Below are 18,366 nucleotides of genomic sequence, written 5' to 3' on the forward strand. Positions count from 1 at the left end.
CTATATGAGAATTGACGCTCTCTTTGGGAAGATCTTGTGGCGTTCTTTGTTACGTATGTGACTACGCGTCCGACGTATTCCGGCGTATTGACGTATTCAGGGGAAACGGGCGGCGCCGGACGGTCCAGTGGCCCGATCAACGGCATCCTGGCCCGCATGGCCGCACATCAGAATCCGACGGAACGCGCCGAACTCGCACAGGCCCTGCGCGCCGCGGTCCGCGGCGAGGCCGACTTCGGCCCCACCGCACGGGCGCTGACGACGATGGACGCCTCCAACTACCGCCGCGTACCGCTCGGCGTCGTCTCCCCGCGCGACGCCGACGACGTGGCCGCCGCACTCGCCGTCTGCCGTGCGCACGGGGTCCCCGTGGTGCCGCGCGGCGGCGGAACCTCCATCGCGGGACAGGCCACCGGCACCGGCGTCGTGCTCGATCTCACCCGCCACCTGCGCGGGATCGTCGAGCTGGACCCCGGCTCCCGTACCGCCGTCGTCCAGCCGGGCGTGGTCCTGGACGAGCTGCGCGCCGCCGCCGCCCCGCACGGCCTCACCTTCGGCCCCGACCCGTCCACGCACAGCCGCTGCACGCTGGGCGGCATGATCGGCAACAATTCCTGCGGCGCGCACTCGGTCGCCTGGGGCACCACGGCCGACAACGTGCACGCCCTGACCGTGACCCGCTACGGCGGCGACACCCTGCGGCTGGGCCGCGGAACGGTCCCCGAGGCCCTGGCCGGCCTCCCCGAACTCATCCGCACCAACCTCGCCCCGCTGCGCACCGGGTTCCCCGAGCTCCCGCGCCGCATCTCCGGATACGCGCTGGACGCTCTCCTGCCCGAGCGCGGGACCGACCTCGCCCGCGCCTTCTGCGGCAGCGAGGGGACGCTCGGCGTGGTGACGGAGGCGACCGTACGACTGGTCGAGGCACCGGCCGCCCGCGCACTGGCCGTACTCGGCTACGCCGACGAGGCCGCGGCCGCCGAAGCCGCCCCCGGTCTGCTCCCGCACCACCCGCTCACCGTCGAGGGCATGGCCGCCGATCTCGTACGGGAACCGGCCGGGCTGCCGCGCGGCGGTGCCTGGCTCTTCGTCGAGACGGGCGGCGCCACCCCGGCCGAGGCGCGGGCGCACGCCGAGCGTGTCCTGCGGGCGGCCGACGCGCTGGACGGCACGGTCGTCACCGACCCGGCCGGACAGCGGGCCCTGTGGCGCATCCGCGAGGACGCGGCAGGCACCGCGACCCGGATGCCGGACGGCACGGAGGCCTGGCCCGGCTGGGAGGACTGCGCCGTACCGCCCGCCCGCCTCGGCCCCTACCTCCGAGACTTCCGCGCCCTGCTCGCCGGACACGGGCTGCGCGGCACCCCGTACGGGCACTTCGGCGACGGCTGCATCCACGTCCGGATCGACTTCGACCTGCTGAGCACGCAGGGCGTGGCCCGCTTCCGCCGCTTCTCCGAGGACCTCGCGGACCTGGTCGTCGCGCACGGCGGCTCACTGAGCGGCGAACACGGCGACGGCCAGGCCCGCGCCGAACTGCTCCCGCGCATGTACGGGGACGAACTGGTCGCCCTCTTCTCCCGTTTCAAGGACGTCTGGGACCCGGACGGCGGCATGAACCCCGGCATCCTCGCCCGCCCCGCCCGGCTCGACGAGAACCTCCGCTTCGAGGTGCTGCCGAAGCGCCCGGTGGACGTCGAGTTCGGCTACCCGCACGACGGCGGCGACTTCTCGGCAGCGGTACGCCGATGCGTGGGCGTCGCGAAATGCCGCACGGCGCAGCCGGCGGGCACCGGCGTGATGTGCCCGTCGTTCCGCGCGACCGGCGAGGAGGCCCACTCCACCCGGGGCCGGGCCCGGCTGCTGCACGAGATGCTCGCGGGCGATGCGGGCGGGGTGATCACGGACGGCTGGCGGTCGACGGAGGTACGGGACGCGCTCGACCTCTGCCTGTCCTGCAAGGGCTGTCGCAGCGACTGCCCGGTGGGCGTCGACATGGCCACGTACAAGGCGGAGTTCCTGCACCACCACTACCGGGGGCGGCTGCGCCCGGCCGCCCACTACACGATGGGCCGGCTGCCGACGTGGCTGCGCCTGGCGTCCCCCTTCGCGGGCCCGCTGAACGCGCTGGCCCGGGTGCGCCTCCTCGCCGCCCTCGCCAAGCGGCTGGCGGGCGTCGCACCGGAGCGCGGGATCCCGGCCCTGGCGCGGGAGACGTTCACCCGGTGGCTGAACCGGCGCTGGGGCAAGGGCACGTTCGTCTTCTCGAACGACGAGGTGGCCATGGTCTGGCCCGACACCTTCACCGAACACCTCTCGCCCGAGGTGGGCCGGGCGGCGGTACGGGTCCTGGAGGCGGCGGGCCGCCACGCGTTCCCCGCCGGACGCGGGCTGTGCTGCGGGCTGACGTACGTCTCGACGGGCCAGCTGGACAAGGCCCGCACGGTGATGCGCCGCACCCTGGACCGGCTGGGCGGCACGCTCGGCGCCCCCGTGGTCGTCCTCGAACCGAGCTGCGCCGCGACCCTCCGTACGGACCTGCCCGAACTCCTCCCCGACGACCCACGGGCCGCCGAACTCGCCGCGTCGGTGCGGACATTGGCCCAGTACCTGGAGGAGTACGCCCCCGACTGGCAGCCACCCCGCCTGAACCGCCCGGCCGCCGGCCAGACCCACTGCCACCAGCACGCGGTCCTGGGCGACGCGGCGGAACGGCGGCTGCGCGAACGCGCCGGACTGACCGGCGAGTTGAGCGGGGGCTGCTGCGGCCTGGCCGGAAACTTCGGCTTCGAACGGGGCCACTGGGCGGTGTCGGCGGCCTGCGCGGAGGAACAGCTGCTGCCCGCGGTACGGGCCGCCGAGCCGGGCACGGAGGTCCTGGCGGACGGCTTCTCCTGCCGGACGCAGCTGGAACAGCTGGGCGGCGTACGGGCACGGCACTTGGCGGAGGTACTGGCGCAGGGCCTGCCGGAAGGACCGGCCGACGGGCGGGAAGCGGGGTAGTGCCGAGGCCCGGAGCGGAACTCCGTCGCGGTTCGCCGGCGCGGATGGTCCGCCGGTCCGCGCGCGACGGAGTCACCCGGCCGCGCGCGCCCGCCCGGACGCCCGCACACGGTCCCCGGGTCTCACCGGCTCACGTCATGTTCCGCGGTGTGCGGGGTCGGGGCTGCACAGCCAGCCGTTGACGGCGAAGCGGCTGTCCGCGTGCTGCTTGCTCGGGCAGCCGACCGGCCGTACCTCGTGCCAGGCGGTGGGCTGGAAGAACACGATGCTGTCGTGCTCGGGCTCCCAGTCCCGCCAGGTGCGCTCCTCCCACTTCCCGGTCGTGTCGGTGTGCAGCGGCAGGGCGGCGTCGAACACACGCAGTTCGCCCCCGTCGAACGGCCGGGGCGTGCGATGCAGGTAATACACGAACGTGAGCAGACGCCGGGGGGAGAAATCGGCGCTGGTGTCCTGATGCGGCCGGTAGAAGTCGCCGTCGTTGTGCACGTTGAGGCTGTAGTCGGTTTCGGTGTACCGGCAGGAGATGCCCAGCGTGTGCTCGACCGCCTCCAGTACGTCGTCGATGGCCGCCATCAGCTCAGGCGCGGCGAAGCCCTGGCACGACCGGGACCGGCGAACGTCGGGAACCACCTCCCGGTCCCGGATCATGGAGGGCATCAACGCGTCGCCGGTGGAGGCGATGGCGCGCTCCAGCAGGGCGCCGGCCGTCTGCTCACCCAGGAACTGGGTGATGCGGCAGACCGTCACCGGAAGCCGCCAGATCGCGTCCGTGCACACCGGCGACGGCTCATCCACCGCCCCGGACGGCTCCGTCATGGTTCCGTGCCGTGCCAAGGTGTCCTGTTCTGTCATGCCGTCCTGCTTGTCATGGTGTCCTGATCCCCTGGAACCCGGTGTCGTCGCGCGGCCTCGGGCGGGTTCACGCGCGCGGCTTCTCGCAGACGGTCCACTTCCGCCGTGAGCTCTTCCATGCGGCGGTGCAGTGCCTGGACGCACACCAGGGCGACGCCGAGGCCGTCGACGACGGGGATGGTGGTGTCGTCCCGGTTGAAACCGAAGGCGGCGTGCCAGTCCTGGGCCATCGGCCCGAGGTGACGCACGTCCTCGGGCTCCCAGAGGTAGCGCCAGGTACTGACGGGCAGCGCGGCCACGGTGTCCAGGACCGCGTGGCCGTTGACCGCACCGACCGGGGCCACAGCCCCGCTCTCCCGCGCCCCGCTCTCCCGCGCCCCGGCCGGACGAGGGTCCGGGGCGCCCGGACCGGCCGCCCGGGACCGTCGGCGGAAGATCCGCATCCTCACCGGCTCCAGTCGACCGGGACCACGTCCTGCTTGAGCCCGCGGTCGCTGCAGATGCCGCACGGGGCGTTCGGGACACCAGGGGCCTGGTCGGTGCCGACGGTGATCGCTCCGTGGGCCCCGACCGGGGCGTGGACGCCGTCGCCGACCATCGCGGCTTCGTAGCCGCCCAGCAGCTCCTGGAGGGTTCCCGGACCCAGGTTCTCCGGGGCGGTGATCGCGGCCACGCCGTCGTAATCGGTGTAGGCGGCCCCCAGCGTCCGGCCGCCGACGGTGGCGAACACGACCTTCGCACCGCGGATGGGCTCCCCGGTCACCGCGTCGGACGCCATCGCCTGGATGTTCTCCAGTTGCATCTGGGTGATGTTCAGGGTGGCCTGACTGGCCGCGAGCCTGACCGGCTTCAGGCTGGGGCATTCCGCCCCACTGCACGACGTGGCCGACGGGGTGGTCGCGGACGCGGCGACACCGCTACCCGCGCCCAGCGACGCCAGAGCCGCGGCCATCACCGCGACGGTCTTACGGCCTACAGAACTCATGTCCACTCCCATGGGAACCGCCCTGGCGTGAGCCCCGTACCGGCGCATGACGGACGGGACGGCCCGGGCGCGTGCGGCACGTGACGGGTGCCGACCTTTCCGGACGGCGCGGACGACGCTATCCACGCCCATCCGGCCCAACCAGCCGACAAACGCGAGTTCGCGCTATCTGATGAACCGCCGGTAGAACAGTGACGAACGCAATCAACACGCACAAACCGACGAACGACCGCCGAAGACCCCGTTGCGACCGGCCCGCCGCCACGAAACCGCGCGGCAGCGCACGCCGGGAGTGCCCCGCCTTCCAGTGGGAGTACCGGCCTTCCAGGGGGGCCGGCTCTCCCTTACCGGCGTACCGCCGTGCTGGCAGTCGGCCGTGCCGGCATGCCTCCGGCCGTGTACGGCGCCTCCCTCACCCGGCGGTCTCCCGCCGCACGACCTCGCGCGCCAGCGCGACCAGCTTCGGCAGCGCGGGATGCCCCGGGACATCCCGCCGGGCGAGCAGCACGGGGATGCTCGGGGCATCGACGAGCGGACGGTAGGCGACCCCGGAGTGCGGATGCATGCCGACGGTGGAGGCGGCGGTGACCCCGACGCCGCGCCCCGCCGCGATGGCGGTCAGCCAGTCGTCGGTGTTGGCGACGGTGAGCGTGGCGGTGGGCCGGCCGTCCGGCGGCCACAGATCGACGGCGGTGGTGCCCGAGACGGTGTTGAGGACGACGGTCTCGCCCGCCAGATCGGCGAGCCGGAGCGTGGCACGGCCCGCGAGCGGCCCGTCCGCCGCCACCGCCGCCACCCGGTCCTCGTCGAACAGCACCTCGGTGACGAGTCCGGGCGCCTCGACGGGTCCCCGCAGCAGCGCGGCGTCGACCTCGCCGCGGGTGAGCCCGGCGGTGCGGTCGTCGATCCGCAGCAGTTCGAGCGGGGTCCGCGGATACAGCTCCTGCCAACGGCGCAGCAACGGTGTGGTGTACGGGCCGAACGCCGACCAGGCGTGCCCGAGCCGCAGCGGCCAGTGGCGCAGCCCGCCGGAGTCGAGCGCCTCGTCGAAGGCGGCGACCGCGGCGGCGGCCTTGTCCCGGAAGACGACGCCTTCGGGGGTGAGGGCGAGATGGTGGGTGGAACGGTCGACGAGCCGGACGCCGAGGTGCTGCTCCAGGGCGGCGAGGGTGCGGGAGACCGCGGGCTGGGTGAGGCGGAGGCGGGCGGCGGCGCGGGTGACGTTGCCCTCGTCGGCGACGGCGAGGAAGGCGCGCAGATGCCGCACTTCGATACCGCGACCAGCACTTTCCCCGGAACGCCCGATGCTCATGCGTGGGGAGCATAACCAGAGCTCGATCGACATTTCACGTGGCACGCGGAGGTACCTACCGTAAGAGGACGTACCGCACGAGCGAAGTGCAGTATCTTCAATCGAACAGTGCATTGAGTTGCACTATCGGATCGGGAGGGACACCGCAGGTGGACGACCAGCGCAGTGCAGCAGCGGCCGCGGCGACCGTGGAGCGGGCCGCAGCCGTCGCCGTACCCGAGGCGGTTCCCGCCCTGGGTGACGCGGCAGGCCCCGCGGGCCCCAAGGGCCGGGGCGCGGCGCTCGCCCCGGTCGCGCTGGTGGTCGCGGGCGGTCTCTCCGTCCAGTTCGGCTCCGCGGTCGCGGTCCTGCTGATGCCACGCGCCGGCGCGCTCGGCGTCGTCACCCTGCGCCTGGCCGTGGCCGCGCTCGTGATGCTGGTCGTCTGCCGCCCGAAACTGCGCGGCCACTCGCGCGCCGACTGGGGCACGGTCCTCGCGTTCGGGCTGGCCATGGGCGGCATGAACACGCTCTTCTACCAGGCGGCCGACCGCATCCCGCTGGGCGCGGCCGTCACCCTGGAGGTGCTGGGCCCGCTCGCCCTGTCGGTGTTCGCGTCCCGCCGCCTGATCAACGTGGTCTGGGCCGGGCTCGCGCTGGGCGGCGTCCTGCTGCTGAGCGGGGGAGGCTTCGACCGCCTCGATCCGGTGGGCGCCGCCTACGCCCTGGGTGCGGGCGCCATGTGGGCGACGTACATAGTCTTCAGCGCCCGCACCGGCCGCCGCTTCCCGCAGGCGGACGGCCTGGCCCTGGCCCTGGTCGTCGCCGCGCTCCTCTCGCTGCCCCTCGGCATCATGGAGTCGGGCTCGAAACTGCTGGTCCCGTCCACGCTGGGGCTGGGCGCGGCGGTGGCGCTGATGAGCTCGGTGCTTCCGTACACCCTCGAACTCATGGCGCTGCGCCGCCTGCCCGCACCCACCTTCGCGATCCTGATGAGCCTGGAACCGGCGATCGCGGCCACGGCCGGCTTCCTGATCCTCGACCAGGCCCTGACGACCACCGACGCGCTGGCGATCGCGCTCGTCATCGGGGCGAGCATGGGGGCGGTACGAAGCCAGGTACGGGGCGTGAAGAGCCGCAACCACACCTGACGGTCCCGCCAGGACGGATCACCGGATCCCGGAGGGCTCCCCGGCCGGGCCGGCCGGGGCCGCGTACGCATGCATGCGGGCCGGACGCCCGTCGGCCGTGGTCCAGTCGTCGGTGCGGCTGCCGACGTAACGCCACCCGGCGCGTTCGTAGAGGGCGATGGCGGCCGTCCCGCCGTCCTCGACCTCCAGGACGAGCCGCACGCCGTCGGCTGCTGCCGCCGCCGTCACCGCGTCGAGCAACGCGCCGGCCACCCCGCGCCGGCGGGCCCCGGCGCGCGCGAAGAGCCGGGCGACCGATGCCAGTTCTGCCGCGGGCAGACCGGCCTTCTTTGCCAGGACATCCTCCGTACGTGTGAGCGCCACATGCCCCAGCACCGTCGGGCCGTCCACGGCCACCCAGGCATCGAGCAGCCCGTGCGGGGTGAGCCAGCTCCCCGGGTCGGCCGGCCACGCGGCCGGGTAACGGTCCGCCTCGTGCACGGTGGCCAGTGCGTCGATGCACGCCTTCATGTCGGCGCCGCGACGGCGGCGGATCTCTATCGCATCCATTGCTCGATCCTCACACGACGCCGTGCCCGTCTCGCCGCTCCAAAAATAATGCAAGCATGCTTGCTTGTTTAAGGGGCCGCTGCCATGCTCCTGGACACACCGCCTTGCCCCGAGGGGAGCGAACCGTGCCCGATGTCGCAGCCGTGATCGACGACTTGCGCGATGAGAGCCAGGAACTCGACGCACTCGTACGGGGGTTGAGCGCCGGGCAGTGGGCCGCTCCGACCCCCGCCGTCGGCTGGAGCATCGCGCACCAGATCGCCCATCTCACCTGGACCGACGAGGTCGCGTTGCTCGCCGCCACCGATGCCGACGCCTTCGCCGGGGAGGTGGCCGAGGCCATGGAGGCGCCCGAATCCTTTGTCGACCGGGGCGCCGAGGAGCTGGCCGTGCTCGCCCCCGACGCGCTGCTCGCGCGGTGGCGGGACGGGCGGGAGCGGCTGGAGGCGGCGCTGCGGGACGCCCCGGCGGGTACGCGCATCCCCTGGTACGGGCCGCCGATGAGCGTCGCTTCCATGGCGACCGCCCGGATCATGGAGACCTGGGCGCACGGCCAGGACATCGCCGATGCCGTCGGGGTCACCAGGACCCCCACCGCCCGGCTGCGGCACGTCGCCCGGATCGGGGTGCGGGCCCGCGACTACGCCTATCTGGTGCGGGGGATCAAGGCGCCCGACGAGGAGTTCCGGGTCGAACTCCGGGCGCCCGGCGGCGAGGTGATCGCCTTCGGGGCGCCGGACGCACCGCAGCGTGTCACCGGGCCGCTCGTCGACTTCTGCCTCCTCGTCACCCAGCGCGCCCACCGCGTCGACCTCGCCGTCCGGGCGGTCGGCCCCGACGCCGACCAGTGGCTCGACATCGCCCAGGCGTTCGCCGGGCCGGCCGGCCCCGGCCGCGCCCCGAAGCGGGGGAGCGGGGCGTGACATCGACGACGGACGCGCCCGGACCACTGCGGATCGGCAACGCCTCCGGGTTCTACGGCGACCGCTTCGACGCCATGCGCGAAATGCTCACCGGCGGCCCCCTCGACATCCTCACCGGGGACTACCTCGCCGAGCTGACCATGCTCATCCTCGGCCGCAGCAGGCTCAAGGACCCCGCGCGCGGCTACGCCACCACCTTCCTGCGCCAGCTCGAAGAGGGACTCGGGCTCGCCCACGAGCACGGGGTGCGGATCGTCGCCAACGCCGGCGGCCTCAACCCGGCCGGACTGGCCGACGCGGTACGGGAGTTGGCGCGCAAGGTCGGCGTCCCCGTGCGCGTCGCCCATGTGGAGGGCGACAGCCTCCCCGTACCCGAAGGGTTCCTCACCGCCAACGCCTACCTCGGCGGCGCCGGGATCGCCGCCTGCCTCACCGCGGGCGCGGACATCGTCGTCACCGGGCGGGTCACCGACGCGGCGCTCGTCACCGGACCCGCCGCCGCCCGGTTCGGCTGGGGGCCCGGCGACCACGACGCGCTCGCCGGGGCCGTCGTCGCCGGACACGTCCTGGAGTGCGGCACCCAGGCCACCGGCGGGAACTACTCGTTCTTCCGGGGCCACGACCTGCGCCGGCCCGGCTTCCCCGTCGCCGAGATCCACGCCGACGGCTCGTCCGTCATCACCAAGCACGACGGCACCGGCGGCGTCGTCGACCTCGGCACCGTCACCGCCCAGCTGCTGTACGAGACCGGCGGCGCCCGGTACGCCGGACCGGATGTCACCGCCCGGCTCGACACCGTACGGCTGACCATGGACGGACCCGACCGGGTCAGGATCTCCGGGGTACGGGGCGAGGCCCCGCCGCCCACCGTCAAGGTCGGGCTGAACCGGCTCGGCGGCTGGCGCAACGAGGTCGTCTTCGTGCTCACCGGCCTCGACATCGAGGCCAAGGCGCAACTGGTACGGGAACAGTTCGCGGTCGCGCTCGCCCGCTCCGGCGCCGAACCCGAACCCGACGAGGTGCGGTGGGAGTTGTCCCGGACCGACCGGGCCGACGCCGCCACCGAGGAGACCGCGAGCGCCCTGCTCCGGCTCGTCGTCCGCGACCGGGACCAGGAGACCGTCGGACGCGCGGTCTCCGGCGCCGCGATCGAGCTCGCGCTCGGCAGCTACCCCGGCTTCCACGTCACCGCCCCGCCCGGCAAGGGCGCGCCGTACGGGGTGTTCGAGGCGCGGTACGTACCGGCCGGCGAGGTCCCGCACATCGCCGTGCTCCCCGACGGGCGGCGACAGAGCCTGGCGCACCCCGCGACGACACGGCCGCTCCGGGACGCCGACGAACCCCCGCTGCCCGAACCCCTGCCGGACCCCGGCCCCACCCGGTCCGCCCCGCTCGGCCGGATCGCGGGCGCCCGCAGCGGCGACAAGGGCGGGGACGCCAATGTGGGCGTGTGGGCCGTCGGGGACGACGCCTGGCGGTGGCTGGCCCATGAACTGACCGTCGAACGGTTCCGGGAGCTGCTGCCGGAGACCGCCGCCCTCACCGTCGTACGCCATGTCCTGCCGAACCTCCGCGCCCTGAACTTCACCGTCCACGGGCTGCTCGGCGAGGGCGTCGCCGCCCAGCACCGGTTCGATCCGCAGGCCAAGGCGGTGGGGGAGTGGCTGCGCTCCCGGCACCTGCCCCTTCCCGTATCGCTGCTGGAGACCGTCCACGCACCGGAGGCGAACGCATGACCGTCCTGCCCACCGCGCTCGACACCGCGAGCCCCGAATACGCCGCGAACCGCACGGCCATGCTCGCGAAACTCGACGAGCTGGCCGCCGAGCACACCAAGGCGCAGGCGGGCGGCGGCGAGAAGTACGTGGCGCGGCACCGCTCGCGCGGCAAGCTCCTGGCCCGCGAACGGATCGAGCTGCTGATCGACGAGGACACCCCGTTCCTGGAGCTGTCGCCGCTCGCCGCCTGGGGGAGCGAGTACGCGGTCGGCGCCTCGCTCATCACCGGGATCGGGGTGATCGAGGGCGTGGAGTGCCTGATCACCGCCAACGACCCGACCGTACGCGGTGGCGCCTCCAACCCCTGGACCCTGAAGAAGGCCCTGCGGGCCAACGAGATCGCCTTCGCCAACCGGCTGCCCTGCGTCAGCCTCGTCGAGTCGGGCGGCGCCGACCTCCCCTCGCAGAAGGAGATCTTCATCCCCGGCGGGGCGCTGTTCCGCGACATCACCCGGCTGTCGGCGGCCGGGATCCCGACCGTCGCCGTCGTCTTCGGGAACTCGACCGCGGGCGGGGCGTACGTCCCCGGCATGTCCGACCACACCGTCATGATCAAGGAACGGTCCAAGGTCTTCCTCGGCGGACCGCCCCTGGTGAAGATGGCGACCGGCGAGGAGAGCGACGACGAATCGCTCGGCGGCGCCGAGATGCACGCCCGTACCTCCGGGCTCGCCGACCACTTCGCCGTCGACGAGCAGGACGCGCTGCGCCAGGCCCGCCGGATCGTCGCCCGCCTCAACTGGCGCAAGGCGCACGCCGATCCGGGCCCCGCCGAACCGCCGAAGTACGACGAGGACGAGCTGATCGGCATCGTGCCCGGCGACCTGAAGGTGCCCTTCGACCCCCGCGAGGTCATCGCCCGGCTCGTCGACGGCTCCGACTTCGACGCGTTCAAACCGCTGTACGGGACCAGCCTGGTGACCGGCTGGGCGACCCTCCACGGCTACCCCGTCGGCATCCTCGCCAACGCGCAGGGGGTGCTGTTCAGCGAGGAGTCGCAGAAGGCCGCCCAGTTCATCCAGCTCGCCGACCAGCGCGACATCCCGCTGGTCTTCCTGCACAACACCACCGGCTACATGGTCGGCAAGGAGTACGAGCAGGGCGGCATCATCAAACACGGCGCGATGATGATCAACGCGGTGTCCAACTCGAAGGTCCCGCACCTGTCCGTGCTGATGGGCGCCTCGTACGGGGCCGGGCACTACGGCATGTGCGGCCGGGCCTACGACCCGCGCTTCCTCTTCGCCTGGCCCAGCAGCAAGTCCGCCGTCATGGGGCCGCAGCAGCTCGCCGGAGTGCTGTCCATCGTCGCCCGCGCCTCCGCCGCCGCGAAGGGACGGCCCTACGACGACGAGGCCGACGCCGCACTGCGCGCCATGGTCGAGCAGCAGATCGAGTCCGAGTCGCTGCCGATGTTCCTGTCCGGGCGGCTGTACGACGACGGGGTCATCGACCCGCGCGACACCAGGACCGTCCTCGGGATGTGCCTGTCCGCGATCCACACCGCCCCGGTCGAAGGCGCCCGCGGCGGCTTCGGAATCTTCCGGATGTGAGGCCACGGATGACCTCGACGAACCAGACGGACGGGAAGGCGAAGATGATCTCCACACTGCTCGTGGCCAACCGGGGCGAGATCGCCTGCCGGATCTTCCGCACCTGCCGCGCGCTCGGCATCGCCACCGTCGCGGTGTACTCCGACGCGGACGCCGACGCGCTCCACGTACGGGAGGCCGACACCGCCGTACGGCTGCCGGGCGCCGCCCCGGCCGACACCTATCTCCGCGGCGACCTCGTCGTACGCGCCGCGCTCGCGGCCGGTGCCGACGCCGTCCACCCCGGCTACGGCTTCCTCTCCGAGAACGCCGGATTCGCCCGCGCCGTGCAGGACGCCGGTCTCGTCTGGGTCGGCCCGCCGGTCAAGGCCATCGAGCTGATGGCGTCCAAGACCCGCGCCAAGGAACTGATGGCCGCCGCCGGGGTGCCGCTGCTCGCCCCCGTCGACACCGGGCGGGCCACCGCCGACGACCTGCCGCTGCTGCTCAAGGCGGCGGCGGGCGGCGGCGGGCGCGGGATGCGGATCGTCCGCGAACTCGCCGAACTGCCCGCCGAGTTGACTGCCGCCACCGCTGAGGCCACGGCCGCCTTCGGGGACGGCGAGGTCTTCGCGGAGCCGTACGTGGAGCGCGGCCGGCACGTCGAGGTCCAGGTCATGGCCGACGAGCACGGCGGGGTCTGGGCGCTGGGCACCCGCGACTGCTCCCTCCAGCGACGCCACCAGAAGGTCGTCGAGGAAGCTCCCGCACCCGGTCTCGACGACGCGCTGCGGACCCGGCTGCACGAAGCCGCCGTGGCCGCCGCCCGCGCCGTCGGCTACCGGGGCGCGGGCACCGTCGAATTCCTCCTCGCCGCCGACGGGCGCCCGTACTTCCTGGAGATGAACACCCGCCTCCAGGTCGAACACCCCGTCACCGAAGCCGTCTTCGGGCTCGACCTCGTGGCCCTCCAACTCCGCATCGCCGAAGGCGAACCGCTGCCCACCACCGCACCCCCCGCACCGCACGGCCACGCCGTCGAGGCCCGCCTCTATGCCGAGGACCCCGCCCGCGACTGGCAGCCGCAGACCGGAGCACTGCACACGCTGGACGTACCCGGTGTAGCCGGCATCCGCCTGGACACCGGCTACACCGGCGGCGACACCATCGGCGTGCACTACGACCCGATGATCGCCAAGGTCATCGCCCACGCTCCCACCCGCACCGAAGCCGTACGCCTCCTCGCCCGTGCCCTGGAACGCGCCCGTATCCACGGCCCGGTCACCAACCGCGACCTGCTCGTACGGTCCCTGCACCACCCCGACTTCCTCGCCGCCCGCCTCGACACCGGCTTCTACGACCGCCACCTGGACGCCCTCACCCCGGCCCCGTCCCCGGACGAAGCAGGGCCGCGCCGCGCCGCCCTGGCCGCCGCACTCGCCGACGCCGCCGCCCGGCAGCACGGCCCCGGACCGGGCCCCGTCCGCCTCGGCGCCTGGCGCAACATCTCCTCGCAACCCCGGACCAAGCGCTACCGCGCCGAACCCGACGGCACCGAACACGAGGCCGCCTACCGCACCACCCGCACCGGCCCCGTCCCCGAGACCGGCGAACGCGTCATCGCCGCCGGGCCCTATCGCGTCACCCTCGAAACCGACGGCGTCACCCGCCACTTCGACATCGCCGTCCACCGGGACAAGGCGTACGTGGACACCGCCCACGGCTCGTACACCTTCACCGTCCTGCCCCGCTTCACCGACCCCACCGACCGCACCGAACCCGGCTCACTGCTCGCCCCCATGCCCGGCACCGTCGTCCGCGTCGCCGAAGGGCTCACCGCCGGGGCGGCCGTCCAGGCCGGACAGCCCCTGATCTGGCTGGAGGCGATGAAGATGGAGCACCGCATCCTCGCCCCCGCCGCCGGCACCCTCACCGCGCTCCACGCCGCCCCCGGCCTCCAGGTGGAGGTCGGTGCCCTGCTCGCCGTCGTGCAAGACGTACAGGAGGAACCGAAGCAATGAGCACCGTCCTCGAAACCGAAGAGCACCAGGCACTGCGCGCCGCCGTCGCCGCACTCGGAAAGCGCTACGGACGCGACTACATGACCTCCGTCGTCCGCGACGGCGCCCACCCGCGCGAACTGTGGACCGAAGCCGCCAAGCTCGGCTACCTCGGCGTGAACCTTCCCGAGGAGTACGGCGGCGGAGGCAGCGGCATGGCCGAACTCTCCATCGTCCTGGAGGAGTTGGGCGCGGCCGGCAGCCCGCTGCTCATGATGGTGGTCTCCCCGGCGATCTGCGGCACCGTCATCGCCCGCTTCGGCACCGACACCCAGAAGCGGCAGTGGCTCCCCGGCCTCGCCGACGGCAGCCTCACCATGGCCTTCGGCATCACCGAACCCGACGCCGGATCCAACTCCCACCGCATCACCACCACCGCCCGCAAGGACGGCGAGGACTGGCTGCTCACCGGACGCAAGGTCTTCGTCTCCGGCGTAGACATCGCCGACGCCACTCTCGTCGTCGGCCGCACCGAGGACGCCAGGTCCGGCAGGCTCAAGCCCTGTCTCTTCATCGTCCCCCGCGACGCCCCGGGCTTCGGCCGCTCGCAGATCGACATGGAACTCCAGGCCCCGGAGAAGCAGTTCGAGCTGGTCCTCGACGACGTAAGGCTGCCCGCCGACGCGCTCGTCGGAGGGGGTACCTCCCGCTCGAGCGAAGCCGAGAGCGGGGGAGAAGACGCCGGGCTCCTCCAGCTCTTCGCCGGGCTCAACCCCGAACGCATCATGACCGCCGCGTTCGGCATCGGCATGGGCCGCTACGCACTCGCCCGCGCCGTCGAGTACGCGAAGACCCGTCAGGTCTGGAAGGACCCCATCGGCTCCCACCAGGCCATCGCCCATCCCCTCGCCCAGGCCCACATCGAACTGGAACTGGCCCGGCTGATGATGCAGAAGGCCGCCCGGCTCTACGACGACGGCGACGACATCGGCGCGGGCGAGGCCGCCAACATGGCGAAATACGCGGCCGGCGAAGCCTGCGTCAAGGCCGTCGACCAGGCCGTGCACACCCTCGGCGGCAACGGCCTCACCCGGGAATACGGCCTCGCGTCCCTGATCACGGCGGCCCGCGTCGCCCGGATCGCCCCCGTCAGCCGGGAAATGATCCTGAACTATGTCTCCCACCAGTCCCTGGGCCTCCCCAAGTCGTACTGACACACGGCAGTCTGTCTCCCCACACCGCCGCTCCGAAGGGACCCACCGCCATGGCGCACGTGTTCCACAGCGACTACCCCGCCGTACAGACACTCGACGTGCCCATCCATGACGCGGTCCTGGGGCAGGCCACCACCTCGTACGGCGACACGGTGGCCCTGATCGACGGGACGGACGACGGCTCCGCCCTCACCTACCGGCAGCTCGACGCCTTCCACCGGAAGATCGCCGCGGCGCTCGCCGGGGCCGGGGTGCGCAAGGGCGACGTACTGGCCCTGCACAGCCCCAACACCATCGCCTACCCGGCGGTGTTCTTCGGCGCGACACGGGCCGGCGCCACCGTCACCACCGTCCACCCGCTGGCCACGGCGGAGGAGTTCGCCAAACAGCTCCGCGACTCCTCCGCCCGCTGGATCGTCACCGTCTCCCCGCTCCTGGACACGGCGCGCGAGGCCGCCGGACTCGTCGGCTCCATCGAGCAGATCTTCGTCTGCGACCGGGCCGAGGGACACACCTCCGTACTCGACATGCTCGCCACCACCGCCCCCGAACCCCGCGTCACTGTCGACCCCGGCGAGGACATCGCCGCCCTGCCCTACTCCTCCGGCACTACCGGAACCCCCAAGGGCGTCATGCTCACCCACCGCTCCATGGGCACCAACCTGGAGCAGCTCCGCCCCTTCATCCCCATGGGCCCCGGCGCCCGCATCCTGGCCGTGCTCCCCTTCTTCCACATCTATGGTTTGACCGCCCTGATGAACGCCCCGCTGCGGATGGGCGCCACCGTCGTCGTACTGCCGCGCTTCGACCTCGACCAGTTCCTCGCCGCGATCGAGAAGCACCGGATCACCGGCCTGTACGTGGCCCCGCCGATCGTCCTCGCACTCGCCAAGCACCCGTCGGTCGACCGGTACGACCTGTCCTCGCTGGAATACGTGGTCAGCGCCGCCGCCCCGCTCGACGCCTCGCTCGCCGCCGCCTGCTCCGAGCGCCTGGGACTGCCGCCCGTGCGCCAGGCGTACGGCATGACGGAACTCTCGCCCGGCACCCATGTCGTCCCGCTCTCCGCCGAGAACCCGCCCCCCGGCGCGGTCGGCAGGCTCCTGCCCAGCACCGAGATGCGGATCGCCCCGCTCGGCGACGACCCCGAGGACGCCCCGGCCGGCACCGACGGCGAGATCCTGATCCGCGGGCCGCAGGTGATGAAGGGCTACCTCGGCCGCCCCGAGGCCACCACCGACATGATCGACGCCGACGGCTGGGTGCACACCGGCGACATCGGACACGTCGACGCCGACGGCTGGCTGTTCGTCGTCGACCGGGTGAAGGAACTGATCAAGTACAAGGGCTACCAGGTCGCCCCGGCCGAACTCGAAGCACTGCTGCTCGGCCACGAGGCGCTCGCGGACGCCGCCGTCATCGGGGTGCACGACGCCGATGGCAACGAGGTCCCCAAGGCGTACCTGGTCCGCCAGGCCTCCGCCGCGGGCGACGCCCTCACCGCCGACGACGTCATGGCGTACGTCGCCGAGCGCGTCGCCCCGTACAAGAAGGTCCGGCAGACCGAATTCATCGACGCGGTCCCGCGCGCCACCTCCGGCAAGATCCTCCGCCGCGAGCTGCGCGACCGGGAGAAGTCCCGCGGAACCACCACCGGCTGAGGAACCCACGAGCCGGGGATCCACGAGACGTCAAGGATTCCCGGGCCGTGGATCCACGAGCCGCGGATCCACGAGAAGGAGACGACCGACCCATGACGGCGCTCGCCGGCCCCACCCACGACCGGGGCATCACCACGCTCACCCTCGACTCGCCCGCCAACCGCAACGCACTCTCCGCGGCACTCGTCGGCGAGCTCTCCACCGCCCTGGACGCGTGCGCGGCCGACGACACCGTACGAGCGGTCGTCCTCACCCACACCGGCAACACCTTCTGCGCGGGCGCCGACCTGACCGGACCGCCCGACCCGGCCGCCTTCGTCGCCCTGATGCGGCAGATCGTCGCCCTGCCCAAACCCGTCGTCGCCCGGGTCACCGGCCACGTACGGGCGGGCGGCCTCGGCCTGCTCGGCGCCTGCGACATCTCCGCGGCCGGCCCCGGAGCCACCTTCGCCCTCACCGAATCCCGCCTGGGCCTCGCCCCCGCCGTCATCTCGCTGCCCCTGCTGCCCCGCACGGACCCACGCGCCGCCGCCCGTTACTACCTCACCGGCGAACGCTTCGACGCGACCGAAGCGGCCCGCATCGGCCTGATCACGCTCGCCGCCGAGGAGGTGGACACGGGCCTCGCCCCCGTCCTGGACGGGCTGCGCAAGGCCTCACCCCAGGGGCTGGCAGCATCGAAGGAGCTGGTCACGGCTACTGTGCTGGAAAGTTTCGACCAGCATGCCGAAGACCTCATCGCCCGCTCGGCGGCCCTCTTCGCCTCCGCCGAGGCCCGGGAAGGAATGACGGCCTTCCTCGAACGACGGGATCCCGCATGGGAGTTGTGACGCCCCCCACCGACCGGACCCCCAAGCAGGACCGCAGCCGCGCAACCCGCCGCCGGCTCCTCGAAGCCGCCGTCGCCTGCCTCGCCGAACACGGCTGGGCGGGCTCCACGGTCTCCGTCGTCGCCGAACGCGCGGGCGTCTCGCGCGGCGCCGCCCAGCACCATTTCCCCACCCGCGAGGACCTGTTCACCGCAGCCGTCGAATACGTCGCCGAGGAACGCTCCGCCGCCCTGCGCGCCCTGCCCGTCCAGGGCCGCACGGCCGTCGTCGCCGCCCTCGTCGACCTCTACACCGGCCCGCTCTTCCGCGCCGCGCTCCAACTCTGGGTGGCCGCCTCCAACGAGGCACAACTCCGCCCCCGCGTCACCGAACTCGAAGCCCGCGTCGGCCGCGAGACCCACCGCATCGCCATCGCACTCCTTGCCGCCGACGAGACGAAGCCCGGCGTGCGCGAAACCGTCCAGGGCCTCCTCGACATGGCCCGCGGCCTGGGCCTCGCCAACGTCCTCACCGACGACACGGCCCGACGCCGGAGGGTCGTGGCCCAGTGGGCGTCGCTGCTGGACGACGCACTTGACTGACCATGGCGGACCGGGC

15 protein-coding genes are annotated in these 18,366 nt (G+C 72.9%); 10 read left to right on the forward strand and 5 right to left on the reverse strand.

From position 1 onward, the window contains the following. The first annotated feature begins 156 nt into the window (after window positions 1–156). Complete coding sequence (locus ACFVX4_RS07815; protein WP_389973020.1) at window positions 157–3,003, forward strand: FAD-binding and (Fe-S)-binding domain-containing protein; 2,847 nt, start codon at window positions 157–159, stop codon at window positions 3,001–3,003. A 135-nt stretch (window positions 3,004–3,138) separates the two neighbouring features. Here ACFVX4_RS07815 and ACFVX4_RS07820 read toward each other — a convergent pair whose 3' ends face one another. From ACFVX4_RS07820 to ACFVX4_RS07835, 4 genes are all read right to left on the reverse strand, one after another. Further along, complete coding sequence (locus tag ACFVX4_RS07820; RefSeq protein WP_389973023.1) at window positions 3,139–3,855, reverse strand: 2OG-Fe(II) oxygenase; 717 nt, start codon at window positions 3,853–3,855, stop codon at window positions 3,139–3,141. Continuing rightward, window positions 3,852–4,298: a tail fiber domain-containing protein gene (locus ACFVX4_RS07825; protein ID WP_389973026.1), complete on the reverse strand. Its 447-nt coding sequence runs from the start codon at window positions 4,296–4,298 to the stop codon at window positions 3,852–3,854. Before ACFVX4_RS07825 ends, ACFVX4_RS07820 begins: the two co-directional genes overlap by 4 nt. Window positions 4,299–4,300: 2 nt before the next feature. Continuing rightward, complete coding sequence (locus tag ACFVX4_RS07830) at window positions 4,301–4,840, reverse strand: hypothetical protein (RefSeq protein ID WP_389973029.1); 540 nt, start codon at window positions 4,838–4,840, stop codon at window positions 4,301–4,303. Between the two features lie 412 nt (window positions 4,841–5,252). Beyond that, a complete protein-coding gene (locus tag ACFVX4_RS07835) occupies window positions 5,253–6,152 on the reverse strand; it encodes a LysR family transcriptional regulator (protein ID WP_389973032.1) in 900 nt (299 codons plus the stop codon). Between the two features lie 149 nt (window positions 6,153–6,301). Here ACFVX4_RS07835 and ACFVX4_RS07840 point away from each other — a divergent pair, with 149 nt between their 5' ends. After that, window positions 6,302–7,282, forward strand: coding sequence for a DMT family transporter (locus ACFVX4_RS07840; protein ID WP_389973035.1), 981 nt, complete (start codon window positions 6,302–6,304; stop codon window positions 7,280–7,282). 18 nt (window positions 7,283–7,300) lie between these two features. Here the strand turns inward: ACFVX4_RS07840 and ACFVX4_RS07845 are convergent, their stop codons facing one another. Continuing rightward, window positions 7,301–7,831 carry a GNAT family N-acetyltransferase gene (locus tag ACFVX4_RS07845; RefSeq protein ID WP_389973038.1) on the reverse strand — a complete coding sequence of 177 codons (531 nt, stop codon included), beginning with the start codon at window positions 7,829–7,831 and terminating at the stop codon, window positions 7,301–7,303. Between the two features lie 125 nt (window positions 7,832–7,956). Here ACFVX4_RS07845 and ACFVX4_RS07850 point away from each other — a divergent pair, with 125 nt between their 5' ends. The 8 genes from ACFVX4_RS07850 to ACFVX4_RS07885 all read left to right on the forward strand — a co-directional run bounded on the left by ACFVX4_RS07850 (window position 7,957) and on the right by ACFVX4_RS07885 (window position 18,350). Continuing rightward, window positions 7,957–8,754, forward strand: coding sequence for a TIGR03084 family metal-binding protein (locus ACFVX4_RS07850; RefSeq protein WP_389973041.1), 798 nt, complete (start codon window positions 7,957–7,959; stop codon window positions 8,752–8,754). Further along, complete coding sequence (locus ACFVX4_RS07855) at window positions 8,751–10,490, forward strand: acyclic terpene utilization AtuA family protein (protein WP_389973044.1); 1,740 nt, start codon at window positions 8,751–8,753, stop codon at window positions 10,488–10,490. Before ACFVX4_RS07850 ends, ACFVX4_RS07855 begins: the two co-directional genes overlap by 4 nt. Continuing rightward, entirely contained in the window at window positions 10,487–12,085 is a 1,599-nt protein-coding gene (locus ACFVX4_RS07860; RefSeq protein WP_389973047.1) for an acyl-CoA carboxylase subunit beta, read from the forward strand. Before ACFVX4_RS07855 ends, ACFVX4_RS07860 begins: the two co-directional genes overlap by 4 nt. Before the next feature lie 44 nt (window positions 12,086–12,129). After that, entirely contained in the window at window positions 12,130–14,085 is a 1,956-nt protein-coding gene (locus tag ACFVX4_RS07865; RefSeq protein WP_389973959.1) for a biotin carboxylase N-terminal domain-containing protein, read from the forward strand. Continuing rightward, window positions 14,082–15,278: an acyl-CoA dehydrogenase family protein gene (locus ACFVX4_RS07870; RefSeq protein WP_389973050.1), complete on the forward strand. Its 1,197-nt coding sequence runs from the start codon at window positions 14,082–14,084 to the stop codon at window positions 15,276–15,278. The genes ACFVX4_RS07865 and ACFVX4_RS07870 overlap by 4 nt, the downstream gene beginning before the upstream one ends. A 50-nt stretch (window positions 15,279–15,328) precedes the next feature. Then, complete coding sequence (locus ACFVX4_RS07875; protein WP_389973053.1) at window positions 15,329–16,939, forward strand: 4-coumarate--CoA ligase family protein; 1,611 nt, start codon at window positions 15,329–15,331, stop codon at window positions 16,937–16,939. A 92-nt stretch (window positions 16,940–17,031) separates the two neighbouring features. Continuing rightward, window positions 17,032–17,769, forward strand: coding sequence for an enoyl-CoA hydratase family protein (locus ACFVX4_RS07880; protein ID WP_389973056.1), 738 nt, complete (start codon window positions 17,032–17,034; stop codon window positions 17,767–17,769). Then, entirely contained in the window at window positions 17,757–18,350 is a 594-nt protein-coding gene (locus ACFVX4_RS07885) for a TetR/AcrR family transcriptional regulator (protein ID WP_389973059.1), read from the forward strand. Before ACFVX4_RS07880 ends, ACFVX4_RS07885 begins: the two co-directional genes overlap by 13 nt. The last annotated feature ends 16 nt before the right edge of the window (window positions 18,351–18,366 follow it).

The sequence above is a fragment of the Streptomyces sp. NPDC058240 genome (genome assembly GCF_042882135.1).
Taxonomy (GTDB): domain Bacteria; phylum Actinomycetota; class Actinomycetes; order Streptomycetales; family Streptomycetaceae; genus Streptomyces.

What these genes read in the sequence shown, in the direction of transcription:
- ACFVX4_RS07875 (WP_389973053.1), top strand. Translation starts at nt 15,329, where the DNA reads ATGGCGCACGTGTTCCACAGCGACTACCCCGCCGTACAGACACTCGAC.
- ACFVX4_RS07830 (WP_389973029.1), bottom strand. Translation starts at nt 4,840, where the DNA reads ATGAGTTCTGTAGGCCGTAAGACCGTCGCGGTGATGGCCGCGGCTCTG.
- ACFVX4_RS07865 (WP_389973959.1), top strand. Translation starts at nt 12,130, where the DNA reads ATGATCTCCACACTGCTCGTGGCCAACCGGGGCGAGATCGCCTGCCGG.
- ACFVX4_RS07860 (WP_389973047.1), top strand. Translation starts at nt 10,487, where the DNA reads ATGACCGTCCTGCCCACCGCGCTCGACACCGCGAGCCCCGAATACGCC.
- ACFVX4_RS07815 (WP_389973020.1), top strand. Translation starts at nt 157, where the DNA reads ATGGCCGCACATCAGAATCCGACGGAACGCGCCGAACTCGCACAGGCC.
- ACFVX4_RS07835 (WP_389973032.1), bottom strand. Translation starts at nt 6,152, where the DNA reads ATGAGCATCGGGCGTTCCGGGGAAAGTGCTGGTCGCGGTATCGAAGTG.
- ACFVX4_RS07885 (WP_389973059.1), top strand. Translation starts at nt 17,757, where the DNA reads ATGGGAGTTGTGACGCCCCCCACCGACCGGACCCCCAAGCAGGACCGC.
- ACFVX4_RS07825 (WP_389973026.1), bottom strand. Translation starts at nt 4,298, where the DNA reads ATGCGGATCTTCCGCCGACGGTCCCGGGCGGCCGGTCCGGGCGCCCCG.
- ACFVX4_RS07870 (WP_389973050.1), top strand. Translation starts at nt 14,082, where the DNA reads ATGAGCACCGTCCTCGAAACCGAAGAGCACCAGGCACTGCGCGCCGCC.
- ACFVX4_RS07820 (WP_389973023.1), bottom strand. Translation starts at nt 3,855, where the DNA reads ATGACAGAACAGGACACCTTGGCACGGCACGGAACCATGACGGAGCCG.
- ACFVX4_RS07845 (WP_389973038.1), bottom strand. Translation starts at nt 7,831, where the DNA reads ATGGATGCGATAGAGATCCGCCGCCGTCGCGGCGCCGACATGAAGGCG.
- ACFVX4_RS07880 (WP_389973056.1), top strand. Translation starts at nt 17,032, where the DNA reads ATGACGGCGCTCGCCGGCCCCACCCACGACCGGGGCATCACCACGCTC.